This is a genomic window from Streptococcus sp. SM3, assembly GCF_027497875.1.
On the sequence record NZ_JAJNSA010000046.1, the window covers coordinates 1 to 18,331 of the forward strand.

Consider the following 18,331-nt stretch of genomic DNA (forward strand, 5'->3'; position numbering starts at 1 on the left):
CATGGATGGACATGTGCATACGCCTGTGGCGAGTCTGGCACCAGATGTCTTCTGTGTCAGCATGAATGGCCTGTCAAAATCTCATCGTATCGCTGGTTTCCGTGTGGGTTGGATGGTCTTGTCTGGACCTAAGACACACGTTAAAGGCTATATCGAAGGGCTCAATATGCTATCCAATATGCGCCTTTGCTCTAACGTTTTGGCCCAACAAGTCGTACAAACTTCCTTGGGTGGTCACCAATCAGTTGATGAATTGCTCCTTCCTGGTGGACGAATTTACGAGCAAAGAAATTTCATTTACAATGCCATTCAAGATATTCCAGGTTTGTCTGCGGTTAAACCTAAAGCTGGACTCTATATCTTCCCTAAAATCGACCGCAATATGTACCGTATCGATGATGATGAACAGTTTGTCCTTGATTTCTTGAAGCAGGAAAAGGTTCTCTTGGTTCATGGTCGAGGCTTTAACTGGCAGGAACCAGACCACTTCCGTATCGTTTATCTTCCGCGTGTTGATGAACTAGCCCAAATCCAAGAAAAGATGACTCGATTCTTAAAACAGTATCGTAGATAGGGCTTACATTCGAAAAAGCTGGAAACATTTGCCTTGAGCTATTGACAAAAGTGAAAGAATCAGATAGAATAGTAAAGTATGTTTAGTAACTGATCACTTTATAGCCGGCTAAACGAATACAAAATCTATGAGGAGGTATTCATCGTGAAACGTACTTATCAACCAAGTAAACTTCGTCGTGCGCGCAAACACGGATTCCGTAACCGTATGTCAACTAAAAACGGTCGTCGCGTATTGGCAGCTCGTCGTCGTAAAGGACGCAAAGTTTTGGCTGCATAATCCAAACGAACCATAACAAAAATCAGTAGGAACTCGAGTCTACTGATTTTTATTTTTGTAAAAAAGTTCAAAAAGGCTTTATATTTTTGCTCAAATAGTGTATAATATTTCACATACTGTAAAAAATGGAGAATAATCATGAAGAAATCAAAAGTTATGCTTTTTGGAGCTATGGCTTTGACAGCAGGTCTAGCTCTAGCGGCATGTGGGTCATCCCAATCAAGCAATGCAGACAAGACATACTCTTATATCTTTGTCAGTAACCCTGATACCTTGGATTACATTACCTCTACACGAGACTCTACATCTAGTATCACAACCAACTTGATTGATGGTTTGTTGGAAAATGACCAGTATGGCAATCTCATCCCATCTATGGCTGAGTCATGGACAGTGTCAAAAGATGGCTTGACTTACACTTATAAGATCCGTCAGGGAGCTAAATGGTACACTTCTGAAGGAGAAGAGTATGCGGACGTAACCGCTCATGACTTTGTGACAGGACTTAAGTATGCGGCTGATAAAAAGGCTGAAAACTTGTACTTGGTACAAGACTCTATCAAGGGGCTAGCAGATTATGTTGAAGGGAAATCATCTGATTTTGGAACTGTTGGTGTTAAGGCGGTGGATGATTACACACTACAATACACCCTCAACCAACCTGAGACTTATTGGAACTCTAAAACAACAGCAAGTATCCTTAGTCCTGTAAATGAAGCCTTCTTGAAGTCTCAGGGAGATGACTTTGGAAGTGTGACACCATCAAGTATTTTGTCAAATGGTCCTTACTTGTTTAAATCCTTCACATCAAAATCTTTGATTGAATTTGATAAAAATCCTAATTACTGGGATAAGGATAATGTTAAAATCGAGAAAGTGAAACTCTCTTTCTTTGACGGTTCTGACCAAGACAGCATTGCTAGAGGTTTCTTGGATGGTAACTATACAGATGGTCGTATCTTCCCAACAAGTTCAGTCTTTGCTGAACTCAAGAAGGGAAATGAGGACAAGATTACCTATACACCACAAAACTCAGTTACTTTCTATTATCTTTTCAACGTGAATCGTCAAAGCTACAAGCAAACTATGAAACAGTCTGATAAGGAAAAGACAGATTCACGCGCAGCTATGCAAAATAAAGATTTCCGTCAGGCTATCAACTTTGCCTTTGACCGTCATGCTTATGCAGCACAGACAAATGGTGAAGATGGAGCAGACCGTATCTTGCGTAACACGATTACACCAAGTAACTTTGTCCAAGTTGGCGATAAGAACTTTGGTGATATTGTCAATGAAAAAATTGTCAACTACGGTAAAGATTGGGCAAACATCAATCTAAACGATGGTAAGCAAGCCTTCTTGAATCCTGAAAAGGCCAAAGAGAAGTTTGCCAAGGCCAAAGAAAGTCTGCAAGCACAGGGAGTAACCTTCCCAATTCATTTGGATATGCCAGTTGACCAGACTGCTAAGTTGGATGTTCAACAGGCTGGATCTTTCAAACAAACAGTGGAAGAAACTCTTGGTAAGGAGAATGTAGTTATCGATGTTATCCAACTTTCTCCAGATGAAAAAGACCAAGCAACCTACTTTGCAGATACAGCAGAACAAAAAGACTACGATATCGACATCTCAGGATGGGGTGGAGACTACTCAGATCCTAAGACTTACCTAGCTATTCTTGATCCAGAGACAGGTTCTCAGTTGAAAAACATGGGCTTGTCTGAAGGAAAAGACAAGGAAGTCAAGGACAAGATTGGTCTTGCTGACTACAAGAAACTCTTGGAGCAGGCTGATACGGAAATCACAGATACTCAAGCTCGCTATGAAAAATATGCTGAAGCCCAAGCTTGGTTGACAGATAGCGCCCTCTTCCTACCAGTTCAAAGTGGTGGAGCTAACCCAATCTTCCGTAAGACTGTACCGTTTACAGGTCCATTCTCATTTGTTGGTCATAAGGGAAATGCGGACAACTACAAATATGTTGAATTGCAAAAAGAGCCAGTAACCGCTAAACAGTACCAAGAACTCTATGAAAAATGGCTAAAAGAAAAAGCTGAGTCAAATAAAAAAGCTCAGGAAGATTTAGCTAACCATATTCAATAATATTCCTAGTCATGCTTTTCAGTTAATACTCTTCGAAAATCTCTTCAAACCACGTCAGCGTTGCCTTACCGTATATATGTTACTGACTTCGTCAGTTCTATCTGCAACCTCAAAACAGTGTTTTGAGCTGACTTCGTCAGTTTCATCTACAACCTCAAAGCAGTGCTTTGAGCAGCCTGCGGCTAGCTTCCTAGTTTGCTCTTTGATTTTCATTGAGTATAAGCATAGTGGCTGAATTCAGAAAAAGGCCTTACCAGACGCTTCTTGCTTCTGGTAGGGCCTTTTCTTTATTCTTTTAAGTGATAAGAGTAGCTAGCGACAACGACGTCTTGGTGCCAACGAAGGGCGTATTTGAGTTTAAGACTCATCTGATTGTGCAGGATATTTTGCCAAGGTTTATTAGGGATAAACTGGGGTACCAGGACAGTGACTGTATAGTTCTTTTTCTGGGCATCCTCAGAGATCCGTTTGACATACTTGACAGTAGGGGTGATGATGTCGCGGTAGCTAGTTTTGATATTTTTCAGAGTAATGGTTGGGAAGTAATCGGCAAATTCTTGGAGAATTTCTTGATCTTTTTCTGCTGTTTCCTTAGTAGAAATGTGCATGGCTAAGACTTCATCACCAATACTTTGAGCGTAGTTAATGGCTCCAACACTTACACGGGTGACATTCCCTACTAGGACGAGAACTAGATTTCCATCGTAGGTACGTTTTTCGATGCCTTCATATAGTCGTAGTTGTTGGGCCACTTTTTGGTAATGACTGTGAATCGCCAAGAAGAGTAGGGTGAGTACGAGAATAATCGGGAAGAAAGGCCAGATATCACTGAGACGGAAAAAGAGCAGGATTAGTACGATAGCGTAGCAAATGATAGCTCCAAGGATATTGGCAAGGGCAGGTTTTAAGAAGTTGGCCCCTTTTTCTTTTTTCCAATGGCGAATCATCCCAGTCTGAGAAAGGGCAAAGGGAACGAAGACCCCGATAGTATAAAGGGGAATCAAACGTTCGGTATTGCCATTAAAAATGAGAAGAAGAATCATAGCCCCAAATGCCAGAGTTAAAATTCCATTAGAGTAGCCTAGGCGATCTCCTTTTTCCATAAAGAGATGGGGCATGTATTTGTTTTTAGCCATATTGTAAGCCAGCATAGGGAAGGCCGAGAAGCCAGTATTTGCAGCTACGGCCAAAATCAAGGCTGTGGAGAATTGGAAGATATAATAGCCAAGGTGACCTAAGAAGGAATTACCAAGGATGCCTTGAGCCATCTGTGAAAGAATAGTTTCTCCGTGTTGAGGCATAATCCCCATCCAGTAGTTTAGGAAGGTAATGCCTGCAAAAAGAAAACCTAAAATCAAGGCCATGATGGTCAAGGTCTGAGCGGCATTCTTTTCTTTCGGAGCCTTGAAAAAGGGAACGGCATTTGAAATAGTTTCAACCCCAGTGAGAGAGGCTGATCCGCTGGTAAAAGCTCTTAGAATGAGAACGATAGACAGGCTCGGAACAGCATGCCCGATAGCTGAGAGACCCTGTCATTAGTTGAAAGATTCCGTAGAGCAAGAGAAAGACAGTACTGATGATAAAGAGATAGACAGGAATCATCAGTGAACTGGCAGATTCTTTTAAGCCCCGTAAATTCAAGAGCATAAGCAAGCAAACTAGAAAAATGGAAATGTGGAGGTTGTAAGGGTGGAGAGCAGGGAGAGCTGCTGTGATAGCATCGGCTCCAGATGACACCGATACCGCCACAGTCAGCATGTAGTCAACTAGCAGACTACCTCCAGCAATTAAGCCAAGTTCGGGAGATAGATTTTCTCGAGTAACCATATAGGCCCCTCCTCCTTGAGGGTAGACATGGATGATTTGACGGTAGGAGACGGTCAGGCTAGCTAGGAGCAGGAGGACAAAGAGGCCGATAGGAAGACTCCACCATATCGCAAGAGGAGAGAGACTAGCCAAGACGAGGACTACTTGCTCAGGCCCATAGGCAATGGAAGATAGAGCGTCGCTTGACAACATGGCCAAGGCCTGCATTTTTCCCAGTAGTCCCCCTTCGCCTTCGGTTAAGGACTTGAGAGATTGAGCGATAAAAGTCTGTTTTAATTTTGTAAACATGGTATTTTCCTTTACTGAAAATTTCAATAAGTGCTATTATACTGCTTTGGGAAAATAGCGTCAAGAGACGACGATGGATTTTAGAATATTTTGTACAGATGAGGAGAGAGGGCAGTTTTTTGGTATAATAGAAGATAGAAAACGAGGTTAGAAGAGATGATTTTTGATACACATACACACTTGAATGTAGAAGAATTTGCTGGTAGTGAGGCAGATGAAATTGCCTTGGCTGCTGAGATGGGTGTGACACAGATGAATATTGTTGGTTTTGATAAACCGACGATTGAGCGTGCCTTGGAGTTGGTGGATGAGTACGACCAACTCTACGCAACTATTGGTTGGCATCCTACAGAAGCTGGAACCTACACAGAGGAGATTGAAGCCTACTTGCTTGACAAGCTCAAGCATCCAAAGGTAGTTGCCTTGGGTGAGATTGGTTTGGACTACCATTGGATGACAGCGCCAAAAGAGGTGCAGGAGCAGGTTTTTCGCCGTCAAATTCAGCTATCTAAGGACTTGGATTTGCCTTTTGTTGTCCATACCCGTGATGCGCTGGAAGACACCTATGAGATTATCAAGAGCGAGGGAGTTGGCCCTCGAGGTGGTATCATGCATTCTTTTTCGGGAACTCTTGAATGGGCAGAGAAGTTTGTCGCGCTTGGCATGACTATTTCCTTCTCAGGAGTAGTGACTTTTAAGAAAGCAACTGACATCCAAGAAGCAGCTAAAGAGTTACCTTTGGACAAGATTTTGGTAGAAACGGATGCTCCCTACTTGGCTCCTGTTCCTAAGCGTGGTCGCGAAAATAAAACAGCCTACACTCGCTATGTAGTGGACTTTATTGCTGACTTGCGTGGCATGACGGCAGAAGAGCTAGCGGAGGTAACAACTGCAAATGCAGAACGAATTTTTGAATTGGACAGCAAGTAATGAAAGAGAAAATTTCCCAAGTTATCGTGGTCGAAGGGCGCGATGATACGGCCAATCTCAAACGCTATTTCGATGTAGAGACCTATGAGACTCGAGGTTCTGCCATCAATGACCAGGATATAGAGCGGATTCAGCGCCTGCACCAGCGTCATGGGGTCATCGTTTTTACAGACCCAGATTTTAATGGGGAGCGGATTCGTCGCATGATTATGACGGCTATTCCAACAGTTCAGCATGCCTTCCTCAAACGAGATGAAGCTGTTCCCAAGTCCAAGACCAAGGGCCGTTCTCTGGGAATTGAGCATGCCAGCTATGAAGACCTGAAAACGGCTCTAGCTCAGATTACAGAACAATTTGAACATGAGAGTCAGTTTGATATCAGTCGTAGCGACTTGATTCGCCTTGGTTTTCTAGCAGGGGCAGATAGCCGTAAGCGCAGAGAATATCTAGGAGAGGCTCTCCGAATCGGCTATTCCAACGGCAAGCAACTCCTCAAGCGTTTAGAGTTGTTTGGGATCACCTTGACAGAAGTGGAAGAAGCTATGAAATCTTATGAGAACAGCTAAGCAGACCCCAAATGTAAGGGGAATGTGTTACAATAGAAGTAACAGATAATAGAAAAGAGAATAGATGAGAATTGCAGATTACAGCGTGACCAAGGCAGTGCTGGAGCGTCACGGTTTTACCTTTAAAAAGTCCTTCGGGCAAAATTTCTTGACGGATACTAATATTCTTCAAAAAATCGTGGATACGGCTGAGATTGATGACCAGGTTAATGTCATCGAAATCGGGCCAGGGATTGGTGCCTTGACGGAGTTTTTGGCTGAGCGTGCAGCAGAAGTTATGGCCTTTGAGATCGACCACCGTTTGGTACCGATTTTGGCAGATACCCTACGTGATTTTGACAATGTGACAGTGGTTAACGAGGACATTCTCAAGGTCGATTTGGCGCAGCATATCCAGAATTTTAAAAATCCTGACCTGCCAATTAAGGTAGTAGCCAACTTGCCTTACTACATCACGACGCCTATTCTCATGCACTTGATCGAGAGCGGAATTCCTTTTAGTGAGTTTGTGGTCATGATGCAAAAAGAGGTAGCTGACCGCATTTCTGCTCAACCAAATACCAAGGCATATGGCAGTTTGTCAATCGCTGTGCAGTATTACATGACTGCCAAGGTTGCCTTCATCGTACCTCGTACGGTATTTGTGCCAGCGCCAAACGTGGACTCTGCTATTTTGAAAATGGTGCGTCGTCCAGAACCAGCCGTAGCAGTGGAAGACGAGAACTTCTTCTTTAAGGTTTCTAAGGCTAGTTTCACTCATCGACGCAAGACTTTATGGAATAACCTGACAGGTTACTTTGGTAAGACTGAGGAAGTTAAGGACAAGCTGACCAAGGCTTTGGACCAAGCAGGCATGTCACCAAGTGTGCGTGGAGAAGCTCTCAGCTTGACAGAATTTGCCAGTCTAGCAGACGCGCTTAAAGGGCAAGGACTCTAAGATGCAGGGACAAATCATTAAAGCCTTGGCAGGCTTCTACTATGTAGAGAGTGATGGCCAGGTCTATCAAACACGCGCGCGTGGGAATTTCCGTAAAAAAGGGCATACTCCCTACGTTGGGGATTGGGTCGATTTTTCTGCCGAGGAAAATTCAGAAGGCTATATTCTCAAGATTCACGAACGGAAAAACAGTCTGGTCCGTCCGCCTATTGTCAATATTGACCAGGCTGTGGTGATCATGTCTGTCAAGGAACCTGATTTTAACAGCAATTTGCTGGATCGTTTCTTGGTTCTCTTGGAGCACAAGGATATCCATCCTATTGTTTATATTTCTAAAATGGACTTGCTGGAAGATAGAGGAGAACTGGATTTTTATGAACAGACTTATGGTGACATCGGCTATGACTTTGTGACCAGTAAGGAGGAACTCCTGCCTTTGTTGACAGGTAAAGTTACAGTTTTCATGGGGCAGACAGGTGTTGGGAAATCAACCCTTCTCAATAAAATCGCACCTGATCTCAATCTTGAAACAGGGGAAATCTCAGATAGTCTAGGTCGTGGTCGTCATACCACTCGTGCGGTCAGTTTCTATAACCTCAATGGGGGTAAAATCGCAGACACGCCAGGATTTTCATCGCTGGATTATGAAGTCTCAACGGCTGAAGACCTCAATCAGGCCTTTCCAGAGCTTGCTAGTGTCAGCCAAGACTGCAAATTTCGTAGCTGTACCCATACCCATGAGCCTTCTTGTGCGGTCAAGCTAGCTGTAGAAGAAGGAATTATTGCCACCTTCCGTTTTGACAACTACCTGCAATTCCTCAGTGAGATTGAAAATCGCAGAGAAGCCTATAAAAAAGTCAGCAAAAAAATTCCAAAATAAGGAGAAACCTATGTCTCAATACAAGATTGCTCCGTCAATTCTGGCAGCAGATTATGCCAACTTTGAACGTGAAATCAAACGTCTAGAAGCAACTGGTGCAGAATATGCCCATATCGATATCATGGATGGGCACTTTGTGCCACAAATCAGTTTTGGTGCAGGTGTGGTCGAAGCTCTTCGCCCTCATAGCAAGATGGTCTTTGACTGCCACTTGATGGTAGCTAATCCAGAGCATCATTTAGAAGACTTTGCGCGTGCAGGTGCCGATATCATCAGCATCCATGTGGAAGCAACGAATCATATTCATGGTGCCCTCCAAAAAATTCGTTCACTCGGAGTTAAGCCTTCAGTCGTTATCAATCCTGGCACACCAGTTGAAGCCATCAAGCACGTCCTTCATCTAGTTGACCAAGTTTTAGTCATGACAGTTAACCCAGGCTTTGGTGGGCAAGCCTTTCTATCAGAGACCATGGATAAGGTCCGAGAGTTGGTTGCTCTTCGTGATGAAAAAGGCTTGAACTTTGAAATCGAAGTGGATGGCGGGATTGATGGCCAAACTATTGCCCAAGCCAAAGAAGCTGGTGCGACTGTTTTTGTAGCAGGTTCCTATGTCTTTAAGGGAGATGTCAATGAGCGAGTACAAACTCTCAGAAAACAACTGGACTAGGGTTGCTGTTTTTGCTGGCGGAGACCGCGGTCATTACCGGACGGACTTTGATAGCTTTGTCGGTGTGGATCGAGGCTCGCTCTGGGTCTTGGAGGGAAACCTATCTCTTGCTCTAGCGGTTGGAGATTTTGATTCTGTGACGGAAGAAGAGCGACAGGCGATTCAAAAACGTGCCCAGCATTTTGTTCAAGCCCGACCAGAAAAGGATGATACCGATTTGGAATTGGCTCTCGTGACTATTTTTGAGAAAAATCCTCAGGCTCAGGTTACTATTTTTGGTGCTTTGGGTGGCCGTATTGATCACATGCTAGCCAATGTTTTTCTTCCTAGCAATCCCAAGTTGGCGCCTTATATGCGCCAGATAGAAATTGAGGATGGGCAAAATTTGATTGCCTATTGTCCAGAAGGGACCAGTCAGCTAGAACCTCGCTCGGACTATGACTATCTAGCCTTTATGCCAGTTCGAGATAGCCAGCTGACCATTCTCGGAGCCAAGTATGAGTTGACAGAGGAAAATTTTTTCTTTAAAAAAGTGTACGCTTCTAACGAATATATAGATAGAGAAGTGTCGGTGACTTGCCCAGATGGCTATGTGGTTGTACTGCATAGCAAGGACAGGAGGTAGGATGGAAAGTTTACTTGTTCTATTATTGCTTGCCAACCTAGCTGGTATCTTTCTGATCTGGCAAAGGCAGGATAAGCAGGAAAAATATCTGACCAAGAGCTTGGAGGACCAGGCAGATCATTTGTCAGACCAGTTAGATTATCGCTTTGAACAAGCCAGACAAGCCAGCCAGTTAGATCAAAAAGACTTGGAAGTGGCTGTCAGCGACCGTTTGCAAGAAGTGCGAATGGAATTGCACCAAGGTCTGACTCAAGTTCGTCAAGAAATGACAGAGAATCTCTTGCAAACTAGGGATAAGACCGACCAACGTCTCCAAGCCTTGCAGGAATCAAATGAGCAACGTTTGGAACAAATGCGTCAAACAGTCGAGGAAAAACTAGAAAAGACCTTGCAGACGCGCTTGCAGGCTTCCTTTGAGACGGTTTCCAAGCAACTGGAGTCGGTTAATCGTGGCCTTGGAGAAATGCAGACAGTTGCCCGTGATGTTGGGGCTCTCAACAAGGTTCTCTCTGGAACTAAGACACGAGGGATTCTGGGAGAATTGCAACTGGGGCAAATCATTGAAGACATCATGACTCCTGCCCAGTACGAACGAGAATTTGCAACGGTTGAAAACTCTAGTGAACGAGTGGAGTATGCCATTAAGTTGCCTGGACAGGGTGACCAGGAATATGTCTACTTACCGATTGACTCCAAGTTTCCACTGGCAGATTATTACCGCTTGGAAGAAGCCTATGAAGCAGGTGACAAGGATGAGATTGAACGCTGTCGTAAGTCGCTCTTAGCAAGCGTCAAGCGCTTTGCCAAAGATATCAAGAGCAAGTACATAGCACCGCCTCGGACTACCAATTTTGGAGTTTTGTTTGTTCCGACAGAAGGTCTCTACTCAGAAATCGTCCGCAATCCGGTCTTCTTTGATGACTTGAGACGGGAGGAGCAGATTATTGTCGCAGGTCCAAGTACCCTGTCAGCTCTGCTCAATTCCCTATCGGTTGGCTTCAAGACTCTCAATATCCAAAAGAGTGCCGACCATATCAGCAAGACTCTTGCCAGTGTCAAGACCGAGTTTGGCAAGTTTGGTGGCATTCTGGTCAAGGCACAAAAACATCTCCAACATGCCTCTGGCAATATTGATGAACTATTAAACCGTCGTACCACAGCTATCGAGCGGACGCTCCGTCACATTGAGTTGTCAGAAGGTGAGCCTGCGCTTGATCTACTCCATTTCCAAGAAAATGAGGAAGAATATGAAGATTAGTCACATGAAAAAAGATGAGCTATTTGAAGGCTTTTATCTAATCAAATCAGCTGACCTGAGGCAAACTCGAGCTGGGAAAAACTATCTAGCCTTTACTTTCCAAGATGATAGTGGCGAGATTGAAGGGAAGCTCTGGGATGCCCAACCTCATAACGTTGAGGCCTTTACTGCTGGTAAGGTTGTCCACATGAAAGGACGCCGAGAAGTTTATAACAACACCCCTCAAGTCAATCAAATTACCCTTCGCCTGCCTCAGCCTGGTGAACCCAATGACCCAGCTGATTTCAAGGTCAAGTCTCCAGTTGATGTCAAGGAAATCCGTGACTATATGTCGCAAATGATTTTTAAAATTGAAAATCCTGTTTGGCAACGGATTGTCCGAAATCTCTACACCAAGTACGACAAGGAATTTTACTCCTATCCAGCTGCCAAGACTAATCACCATGCCTTTGAAACGGGTTTGGCTTATCATACGGCGACCATGGTACGTTTGGCAGATGCTATTAGCGAAGTCTATCCTCAGCTCAATAAGAGCCTGCTCTATGCGGGGATTATGCTGCATGACTTGGCTAAGGTCATCGAGTTGACGGGACCAGACCAGACCGAGTACACAGTGCGAGGTAATCTTCTTGGACATATCGCTCTGATTGATAGTGAAATTACCAAGACAGTTATGGAACTCGGCATTGATGATACCAAGGAAGAAGTCGTTCTGCTTCGTCACGTCATCCTCAGTCATCACGGCTTGCTTGAGTATGGAAGTCCAGTCCGTCCACGCATTATGGAAGCAGAGATTATCCATATGATTGACAATCTGGATGCAAGCATGATGATGATGTCAACTGCTCTTGCTTTGGTGGATAAAGGAGAGATGACCAATAAAATCTTCGCTATGGACAATCGTTCCTTCTATAAACCAGATTTAGATTAATAATTTAAGAAAAATGAGCATTTTTTAGGATAAGAATGTTCGTTTTTTTATGTGAATATGGTATAATAGATAAAATATCAAAATTAAATGAAGTGGGAAATAGAAATGAAATTAAGAAGAAGTGATCGGATGGTTGTCATTTCCAACTATTTGATTAATAATCCTTATAAACTAACTAGTCTCAATACTTTTGCTGAAAAGTATGAATCTGCTAAATCATCCATCTCAGAGGATATCGTGATTATCAAACGTGCCTTTGAGGAGATCGAAATCGGTCATATCCAGACAGTAACTGGTGCTGGTGGTGGTGTCATTTTCACACCATCAATCTCAAGCCATGATGCCAAGGAAATGGTTGAGGACTTGCGTGCCAAGTTGTCAGAAAGTGACCGTATCTTGCCAGGTGGTTATATCTACCTGTCCGATTTGCTTAGCACACCAGCTATCTTGAAAAATATTGGTCGTATCATTGCCAAGAGCTTTATGGACCAAAAAATCGATGCCGTTATGACAGTAGCAACAAAAGGTGTTCCACTTGCAAATGCAGTTGCCAATGTCCTCAATGTTCCCTTTGTTATTGTGCGCCGTGACCTGAAAATTACCGAAGGTTCAACTGTCAGTGTCAACTATGTATCCGGTTCAAGTGGTGACCGCATTGAGAAAATGTTCCTTTCAAAACGTAGTCTCAAGGCAGGCAGCCGTGTCTTGATTGTGGATGACTTCTTGAAAGGTGGCGGAACTGTCAATGGGATGATCAGCCTCTTGCGTGAGTTTGATTCAGAATTGGCTGGTGTAGCAGTCTTTGCGGATAATGCCCAAGAAGAACGTGAAAAGCAGTTTGACTACAAGTCACTCTTGAAGGTAACCAATATTGATGTCAAGAATCAAACCATCGATGTTGAGGTTGGTAATATCTTTGACGAAGATAAATAAGAGATAGAACTAAAGGTTGGAACGATTGTCCCAGCCTTTCTTTGCAAATAGAATAGAAGGAAACTTATGAAAACACCATTTATCAATAAAGAAGACTTAGAAAAGATTGTTGCCGAGTTCCCGACTCCCTTTCACTTGTATGATGAGAAGGGAATTCGTGAGAAGGCAAGGGCCGTCAACCAAGCCTTTTCGTGGAATAAGGGCTTTAAGGAATATTTTGCAGTTAAGGCTACTCCAACACCAGCTATTTTGAAAATTCTCCAAGAGGAAGGCTGTGGTGTGGACTGCTCTAGTTATGTGGAGCTTTTGATGAGTCATAAACTGGATTTCCCTGGTTCTGAAATTATGTTCTCTTCAAACAATACGCCAGATAAGGAATATGCCTATGCGCGTGAATTGGGTGCGACCATTAACTTGGATGCCTTTGAAGATATTGAACATCTAGAGCGTGCAGCAGGTATTCCAGAAATCATCTCTTGTCGTTATAATCCTGGAGGCGTTTTTGAACTGGGGACAGACATTATGGACAATCCTGGAGAAGCCAAGTTTGGCATGACCAAGGATCAGCTCTTTGAAGCTTTTGCCATCTTGAAGGAAAAAGGAGCTAAGACTTTTGGGATTCACTCCTTCCTAGCGTCCAATACCGTAACCCATCTCTATTATCCAGAGTTGGCTCGTCAGCTTTTTGAATTGGCTGTTGAAATCAAGGAAAAGTTGGGCATTTCGCTAGACTTTATCAATCTTTCTGGCGGTATTGGTGTCAATTATCGTCCAGACCAGGAGTCGAACGATATCGCCTTGATTGGTGAGGGAGTTCGTAAGGTTTATGAAGAAGTTCTTACGCCAACAGGTCTTGGTCAGATCAAGATTTTTACCGAATTGGGTCGCTTTATGCTGGCCCCTCACGGTGCTTTGGTCACAAGAGTTACCCATAAGAAGAAAACCTACCGTACCTATCTAGGTGTGGATGCATCAGCAGTCAACCTCATGCGTCCAGCTATGTACGGAGCTTACCATCATATTACTAACGTGACCCATCCAGATGGACCAGCTGAAGTTGTAGATGTGGTTGGTTCACTCTGTGAAAACAATGATAAATTTGCAGTAAATCGTGAACTACCTCATACAGAAATCGGTGATTTGCTGGTAATTCATGATACAGGTGCTCATGGTTTTTCAATGGGCTACCAGTACAATGCCAAACTTCGTTCTGCGGAAATCCTCTATACCGAAGAAGGCAAAGCCCGTCAAATCCGCCGTGCAGAGCGCCCGGAGGACTATTTTGCAACCTTGTATGGTTTTGATTTTGAAGAATAAAATGATAAGTAATTGAAAATGAAATTGAAAAACAGATTGCTTTCTAAAAAATAGGCAAAAATCTTGTTTTTCCTTCAAGTCGTGATATAATAAAACTATAAAACGTTTTCAAGGAAGGTAACGATATGTCTGAAGAAACAATTGATTATGGACAAGTGACAGGAATGGTGCATTCGACAGAAAGCTTTGGGTCAGTAGATGGGCCTGGTATTCGCTTTATTGTCTTTTTGCAGGGCTGTCACATGCGTTGCCAGTATTGCCATAACCCGGATACTTGGGCTATGGAGTCCAATAAATCACGTGAACGGACGGTAGATGATGTCTTGACAGAAGCCTTGCGCTACCGCGGTTTCTGGGGAAATAAGGGTGGGATTACAGTCAGTGGAGGAGAAGCCCTCTTGCAGATTGATTTCCTGATTGCCCTCTTTACCAAGGCTAAGGAACAAGGAATCCACTGTACCTTGGATACCTGTGCCCTGCCTTTCCGTAATAAACCACGTTACCTTGAGAAGTTTGATAAACTCATGGCTGTCACTGACTTGGTCCTCTTAGATATCAAGGAAATCAACGAAGAACAGCACAAGATTGTTACTAGCCAAACTAATAAAAATATCTTGGCCTGTGCCCAGTATCTATCAGATATTGGAAAACCTGTCTGGATTCGCCACGTGCTAGTTCCGGGATTGACAGATAGAGACGATGACTTGATTGAACTTGGGAAGTTCGTCAAGACCCTCAAAAATGTTGATAAGTTTGAAATTCTACCTTATCACACCATGGGAGAATTCAAATGGCGTGAACTGGGAATTCCATATTCCCTCGAAGGGGTTAAACCACCAACAGCAGATCGCGTCAAGAACGCTAAAAAACTCATGGATACTGAAAGTTACCAAGACTATATGAAACGTGTACATGGATAAAAAAGAAGCCTGATGGAAACATCGGGCTTTTGATACTCAATGAAAATCAAAGAGCAAACTAGGAAGCTAGCCGCAGGCTGCTCAAAACATGGTTTTGAGGTTGTGGATAGAACTGACGAAGTCAGTAACATATATACGGCAAGGCGAAGCTGACGTGGTTTGAAGAGATTTGCGAAGAGTATGACTAGCAAAAAGACTTAGCAAACCAGCTAAGCCTTTTTCTTCTTATCTCGAACGTTGTTTTCCAGCGTTGCGATTTTTGTGTTTTTTCTTGCTTGTGATAGCAGTTGGTTGTTCAGGGGTAACGTCTTTTCGTCCACTTGGTGTAGAGAAAGCACGTGCTTTTGGTGGGTTCTTGGCTAGTTCTTCACGGACTTTTTTGCGAAGTTTTGGACGAACGATATAGTTGACGATAAACTGTTGGAGAATCATCATGAAACCACCGACAACCCAGTAAAGTGTGACACTAGCTGGTGAGAAGAGGGAGAAGACGACGATCATGAGTGGGCTCATGTAAATCATTTTCTTGATTTGTTCTCTTTGCATTTCATCTTCTACTCCGTGAAGTGAAAGGAGCGATTGAAGATAGTAAAGAATACCAGCGAAGGCAACCAAAATCATACTTGGAGAACCTAGAGGAATGCCTAGGTAGCTTGCTTGAGCAACACCTTCAGTATGTTGGGCAGCAAAGTAGATAGCAGAGAAGAAAGGCATTTGAAGGAGGATAGGGAAACATCCTACACCACCAAACATGCTGATGCCGTGCTCTTTTTGAGCAGCAAAGAGAGCTTGTTGGGCTTCGAGTTTTTCTTCTTGAGTAGTCGCTTCCTTGAGACGAGTTTGATGTGGTTCAAGGACGTGCTTGAGGGCGTTCATCTTTTCAGAGTGAAGCGTTGCCTTCCATGATTGGTAGATACCAAGTGGCAAGATAATCAAGCGCACGATAATGGTTACGATGATGATAGCAACACCAAAACCAAGTCCCTTGTCATTGGCGAAGTACTTGATAGCTTCAGCCATAGGCGCTCCGATAGTATTCCAAACCAATCCTGTTGGCTGACCTGTTGCCTTATCGACATTGACACAGCCAGTTAAGACTAGCAACATAGCCACTCCCATAGCTGAGAGTGCAAAACGTTTAATAGATTTCACTGTTTTTATTCCTTCTTTAAAAATTATACCTTTCTATTCTACTGTTTTTTTACAAAATATACAATAGTTCTAGAGACCTAATTTGCGATTTTAAAGTCAGGGTAGGGAGGAAAGTTACTCAGTTTGACATCTAAGTAGCTGACTTTTGAAAAAGGTGTGGGTCCTTTGCGGATTTCTTGGATAAATTTTGCCATGATAGCTGATGAGTCTGCTTGGGCTAAGATTTCCACTGTGCCATCGTCGTTATTCCATACCCGACCTGTGATGCCCCCAATTTCAAGTGCCAGGCTGTAAACACCCCAACGAAAGCCGACTCCCTGCACCCTACCTTGGGCAATCATTCTAACCTTTTGCATACCAAACCCCTTTGATTGTGTTATAATATTTCTATGACTATTATAACCTCAAAAGCCAATTCTGTGGTAAAAAATGCCAAGAAATTACACCAAAAAAAATACCGCAAGTCTGCTTATTTGATTGAAGGCTGGCACTTGTTTGAAGAAGCTGTTCAAGCTGGAGTGACGATTGAGAAAATCTTTGCCCTAGAAAGTTACCGAGATCAGTTAGCTGTTTTTCCGCAAACTGTCTGGGTGTCAGAGGATATTTTGCTAGATTTGGCGGATTCTCAGACTCCACAGGGAATTGTTGCCGTAGTTCAAAAAGAAGAAATAGGACAAGTTGATTTGAGTCAGGGCAAGTTCTTGTTTTTGGAAGATGTGCAAGATCCTGGTAATGTGGGAACCATCATTCGGACTGCGGATGCAGCAGGCTTTACAGGAGTGATTGTTTCAGATAAATCGGCAGATATCTACAGTCTCAAGACCCTACGTTCCATGCAAGGCAGTCATTTTCATCTGCCCATTTACCGGATGTCGAGCCAAGCGCTTCTCGAGAAGGCTAAAAAGGCAGGTATCCCAGTGCTGGCAACAACCCTATCTAAAGATTCTGTTGATTACAGAGAACTGCCTCCTATAGAAAATTTTGTACTAGTCATGGGAAATGAGGGGCAAGGAATTAGTCCCCTTATGGCTGAAAGTGTAGACCAGTTGGTCCACATTAGTATGAAGGGGCAGGCGGAGAGTCTCAATGTTGCCGTTGCAGCCGGTATTTTAATTTTCCATTTAAGCTAATTTTAACTTTCTTTGTTATAATCAAGGAAAGATGTTCATAGAAAAGGAGAAAAGATGAATCACACTATTATTCACGACCGCGCAGGTCTCAATCAATTTTATGCTAAGGTTTATGCCTTTGTTGGTCTGGGGATCGGACTATCCGCTTTAGTATCAGGTCTTATGTTGACCGTCTTTCAGTCTCAGTTGGTTTACTTTTTGATGCAGGGACGCCTCTGGTTGACCATTGCTACTTTTGCAGAGCTAGCTCTGGTCTTTGTTGCCAGCAGTATGGCTTCGAAGAATAGTCCAGCGGCTCTTCCAGTATTTTTACTTTACTCAGTATTAAACGGCTTTACCCTTAGTTTTGTGGTGGCCTTCTATACTCCGGGCACAGTTTTATCTGCCTTTGTATCGAGCGCCCTTCTCTTCTTTGTCATGGCGGCAGTTGGCATGTTCACCAAGAAAGATTTGAGTGGCCTTGGTCGAGCGATGATGGCGGCTCTTATCGGTTTGCTGATTGCCATGGTAGTTAATATTTTCTTGGCTAGCGGTTTCTTTGATTATATGATTAGCGTAGCCATGGTCTTGGTCTTCTCTGGGCTGATAGCTTCAGATAACCAAAAAATTCGCTATGTCTATGAGCAATCACAAGGCCGTGTAGCGACAGGTTGGGTTGTGTCAATGGCTCTCAGTATCTATCTTGATTTTATCAATCTTTTCCTAAGTATTCTACGTATCTTTGGTCGCAATGACTAGAAGATCCCTAACATCAGTGTTCGAAGGAGCACTGATTTTTTTATATTTGGTCTTTTCTTTTCTTGGAAATAGGTGTATAATGCTTTTAATTAATTTTTTGAGGAGTAGTTTATGAAGAAAAGTTTTATTCATCAACAAGAAGAGATTTCCTTTGTCAAAAACACTTTTACCCAGTATTTGAAAGATAAGTTAGAAGTTGTCGAAGTTCAAGGTCCTATCTTGAGCAGGGTCGGTGACGGGATGCAGGATAATTTATCAGGTGTGGAGAATGCAGTA

At 43.3% G+C, this 18,331-nt stretch carries 18 protein-coding genes and 2 pseudogenes; 17 read left to right on the forward strand and 3 right to left on the reverse strand.

Annotation, left to right across the window (positions count from 1 at the left end; genetic code table 11):
- The 3 genes from PAN06_RS08010 to PAN06_RS08020 form a co-directional block, all read left to right on the forward strand.
- Window positions 1-574: aminotransferase class I/II-fold pyridoxal phosphate-dependent enzyme (locus PAN06_RS08010; RefSeq protein WP_269796026.1), on the forward strand; the 574-nt coding region annotated here is incomplete at its 5' end.
- Between the two features lie 144 nt (window positions 575-718).
- Window positions 719-853 (forward strand): 50S ribosomal protein L34, encoded by a 135-nt coding sequence (gene rpmH / locus PAN06_RS08015; protein ID WP_000831905.1) that lies wholly within the window; start codon window positions 719-721, stop codon window positions 851-853.
- Between the two features lie 138 nt (window positions 854-991).
- Window positions 992-2,956, forward strand: coding sequence for a peptide ABC transporter substrate-binding protein (locus tag PAN06_RS08020; RefSeq protein WP_269796027.1), 1,965 nt, complete (start codon window positions 992-994; stop codon window positions 2,954-2,956).
- Between the two features lie 287 nt (window positions 2,957-3,243).
- On the opposite strand, the pseudogene PAN06_RS08025 reads toward PAN06_RS08020, so the two are convergent.
- Window positions 3,244-5,071, reverse strand: a pseudogene (locus PAN06_RS08025) (APC family permease).
- 156 nt (window positions 5,072-5,227) lie between these two features.
- Here PAN06_RS08025 and PAN06_RS08030 point away from each other — a divergent pair.
- From PAN06_RS08030 to pflA, 11 genes are all read left to right on the forward strand, one after another.
- Window positions 5,228-6,001 carry a TatD family hydrolase gene (locus tag PAN06_RS08030; RefSeq protein ID WP_269796028.1) on the forward strand — a complete coding sequence of 258 codons (774 nt, stop codon included), beginning with the start codon at window positions 5,228-5,230 and terminating at the stop codon, window positions 5,999-6,001.
- Window positions 6,001-6,567, forward strand: coding sequence for a ribonuclease M5 (rnmV, locus tag PAN06_RS08035; RefSeq protein WP_269796029.1), 567 nt, complete (start codon window positions 6,001-6,003; stop codon window positions 6,565-6,567). Before PAN06_RS08030 ends, rnmV begins: the two co-directional genes overlap by 1 nt.
- A gap of 64 nt (window positions 6,568-6,631) precedes the next feature.
- Window positions 6,632-7,504, forward strand: a complete 873-nt coding sequence (gene rsmA, locus PAN06_RS08040) for a 16S rRNA (adenine(1518)-N(6)/adenine(1519)-N(6))-dimethyltransferase RsmA (RefSeq protein ID WP_269796030.1) — start codon at window positions 6,632-6,634, stop codon at window positions 7,502-7,504.
- A gap of 1 nt (window position 7,505) precedes the next feature.
- A complete protein-coding gene (gene rsgA / locus PAN06_RS08045) occupies window positions 7,506-8,384 on the forward strand; it encodes a ribosome small subunit-dependent GTPase A (protein ID WP_269796031.1) in 879 nt (292 codons plus the stop codon).
- A 10-nt stretch (window positions 8,385-8,394) separates the two neighbouring features.
- Window positions 8,395-9,051: a ribulose-phosphate 3-epimerase gene (gene rpe / locus PAN06_RS08050; RefSeq protein WP_269796032.1), complete on the forward strand. Its 657-nt coding sequence runs from the start codon at window positions 8,395-8,397 to the stop codon at window positions 9,049-9,051.
- Window positions 9,014-9,676: a thiamine diphosphokinase gene (locus PAN06_RS08055; protein ID WP_269796033.1), complete on the forward strand. Its 663-nt coding sequence runs from the start codon at window positions 9,014-9,016 to the stop codon at window positions 9,674-9,676. Before rpe ends, PAN06_RS08055 begins: the two co-directional genes overlap by 38 nt.
- A 1-nt stretch (window position 9,677) precedes the next feature.
- Window positions 9,678-10,934 (forward strand): DNA recombination protein RmuC, encoded by a 1,257-nt coding sequence (locus PAN06_RS08060; protein ID WP_269796034.1) that lies wholly within the window; start codon window positions 9,678-9,680, stop codon window positions 10,932-10,934.
- Complete coding sequence (locus PAN06_RS08065; RefSeq protein WP_049492793.1) at window positions 10,924-11,865, forward strand: 3'-5' exoribonuclease YhaM family protein; 942 nt, start codon at window positions 10,924-10,926, stop codon at window positions 11,863-11,865. Before PAN06_RS08060 ends, PAN06_RS08065 begins: the two co-directional genes overlap by 11 nt.
- A 105-nt stretch (window positions 11,866-11,970) precedes the next feature.
- Window positions 11,971-12,798: a pur operon repressor gene (purR, locus tag PAN06_RS08070; protein ID WP_004255834.1), complete on the forward strand. Its 828-nt coding sequence runs from the start codon at window positions 11,971-11,973 to the stop codon at window positions 12,796-12,798.
- A gap of 66 nt (window positions 12,799-12,864) precedes the next feature.
- Window positions 12,865-14,115: a diaminopimelate decarboxylase gene (locus PAN06_RS08075; protein ID WP_070842272.1), complete on the forward strand. Its 1,251-nt coding sequence runs from the start codon at window positions 12,865-12,867 to the stop codon at window positions 14,113-14,115.
- 125 nt (window positions 14,116-14,240) lie between these two features.
- A complete protein-coding gene (gene pflA / locus PAN06_RS08080) occupies window positions 14,241-15,035 on the forward strand; it encodes a pyruvate formate-lyase-activating protein (protein ID WP_001288288.1) in 795 nt (264 codons plus the stop codon).
- A 225-nt stretch (window positions 15,036-15,260) separates the two neighbouring features.
- Here the strand turns inward: pflA and yidC are convergent, their stop codons facing one another.
- Both yidC and PAN06_RS08090 read right to left on the reverse strand, forming a co-directional pair.
- Entirely contained in the window at window positions 15,261-16,187 is a 927-nt protein-coding gene (yidC, locus tag PAN06_RS08085; RefSeq protein WP_269796035.1) for a membrane protein insertase YidC, read from the reverse strand.
- Between the two features lie 77 nt (window positions 16,188-16,264).
- Entirely contained in the window at window positions 16,265-16,543 is a 279-nt protein-coding gene (locus PAN06_RS08090) for an acylphosphatase (protein WP_001174612.1), read from the reverse strand.
- Between the two features lie 33 nt (window positions 16,544-16,576).
- Here PAN06_RS08090 and PAN06_RS08095 point away from each other — a divergent pair, with 33 nt between their 5' ends.
- From PAN06_RS08095 to PAN06_RS08105, 3 genes and pseudogenes are all read left to right on the forward strand, one after another.
- Window positions 16,577-17,317 (forward strand): RNA methyltransferase, encoded by a 741-nt coding sequence (locus tag PAN06_RS08095; RefSeq protein ID WP_269796036.1) that lies wholly within the window; start codon window positions 16,577-16,579, stop codon window positions 17,315-17,317.
- 54 nt (window positions 17,318-17,371) lie between these two features.
- Window positions 17,372-18,055, forward strand: a complete 684-nt coding sequence (locus PAN06_RS08100) for a Bax inhibitor-1/YccA family protein (protein WP_269796037.1) — start codon at window positions 17,372-17,374, stop codon at window positions 18,053-18,055.
- A gap of 111 nt (window positions 18,056-18,166) precedes the next feature.
- Window positions 18,167-18,331: pseudogene (locus PAN06_RS08105) on the forward strand (asparagine synthetase A); the annotation flags it as partial.

Coding starts and splice junctions, on each gene's coding strand:
- PAN06_RS08020 (WP_269796027.1), top strand. CDS start 992: ATGAAGAAATCAAAAGTTATGCTTTTTGGAGCTATGGCTTTGACAGCA.
- PAN06_RS08030 (WP_269796028.1), top strand. CDS start 5,228: ATGATTTTTGATACACATACACACTTGAATGTAGAAGAATTTGCTGGT.
- rnmV (WP_269796029.1), top strand. CDS start 6,001: ATGAAAGAGAAAATTTCCCAAGTTATCGTGGTCGAAGGGCGCGATGAT.
- rsmA (WP_269796030.1), top strand. CDS start 6,632: ATGAGAATTGCAGATTACAGCGTGACCAAGGCAGTGCTGGAGCGTCAC.
- rsgA (WP_269796031.1), top strand. CDS start 7,506: ATGCAGGGACAAATCATTAAAGCCTTGGCAGGCTTCTACTATGTAGAG.
- rpe (WP_269796032.1), top strand. CDS start 8,395: ATGTCTCAATACAAGATTGCTCCGTCAATTCTGGCAGCAGATTATGCC.
- PAN06_RS08055 (WP_269796033.1), top strand. CDS start 9,014: ATGAGCGAGTACAAACTCTCAGAAAACAACTGGACTAGGGTTGCTGTT.
- PAN06_RS08060 (WP_269796034.1), top strand. CDS start 9,678: ATGGAAAGTTTACTTGTTCTATTATTGCTTGCCAACCTAGCTGGTATC.
- PAN06_RS08065 (WP_049492793.1), top strand. CDS start 10,924: ATGAAGATTAGTCACATGAAAAAAGATGAGCTATTTGAAGGCTTTTAT.
- purR (WP_004255834.1), top strand. CDS start 11,971: ATGAAATTAAGAAGAAGTGATCGGATGGTTGTCATTTCCAACTATTTG.
- PAN06_RS08075 (WP_070842272.1), top strand. CDS start 12,865: ATGAAAACACCATTTATCAATAAAGAAGACTTAGAAAAGATTGTTGCC.
- pflA (WP_001288288.1), top strand. CDS start 14,241: ATGTCTGAAGAAACAATTGATTATGGACAAGTGACAGGAATGGTGCAT.
- PAN06_RS08090 (WP_001174612.1), bottom strand. CDS start 16,543: ATGCAAAAGGTTAGAATGATTGCCCAAGGTAGGGTGCAGGGAGTCGGC.
- PAN06_RS08095 (WP_269796036.1), top strand. CDS start 16,577: ATGACTATTATAACCTCAAAAGCCAATTCTGTGGTAAAAAATGCCAAG.
- PAN06_RS08100 (WP_269796037.1), top strand. CDS start 17,372: ATGAATCACACTATTATTCACGACCGCGCAGGTCTCAATCAATTTTAT.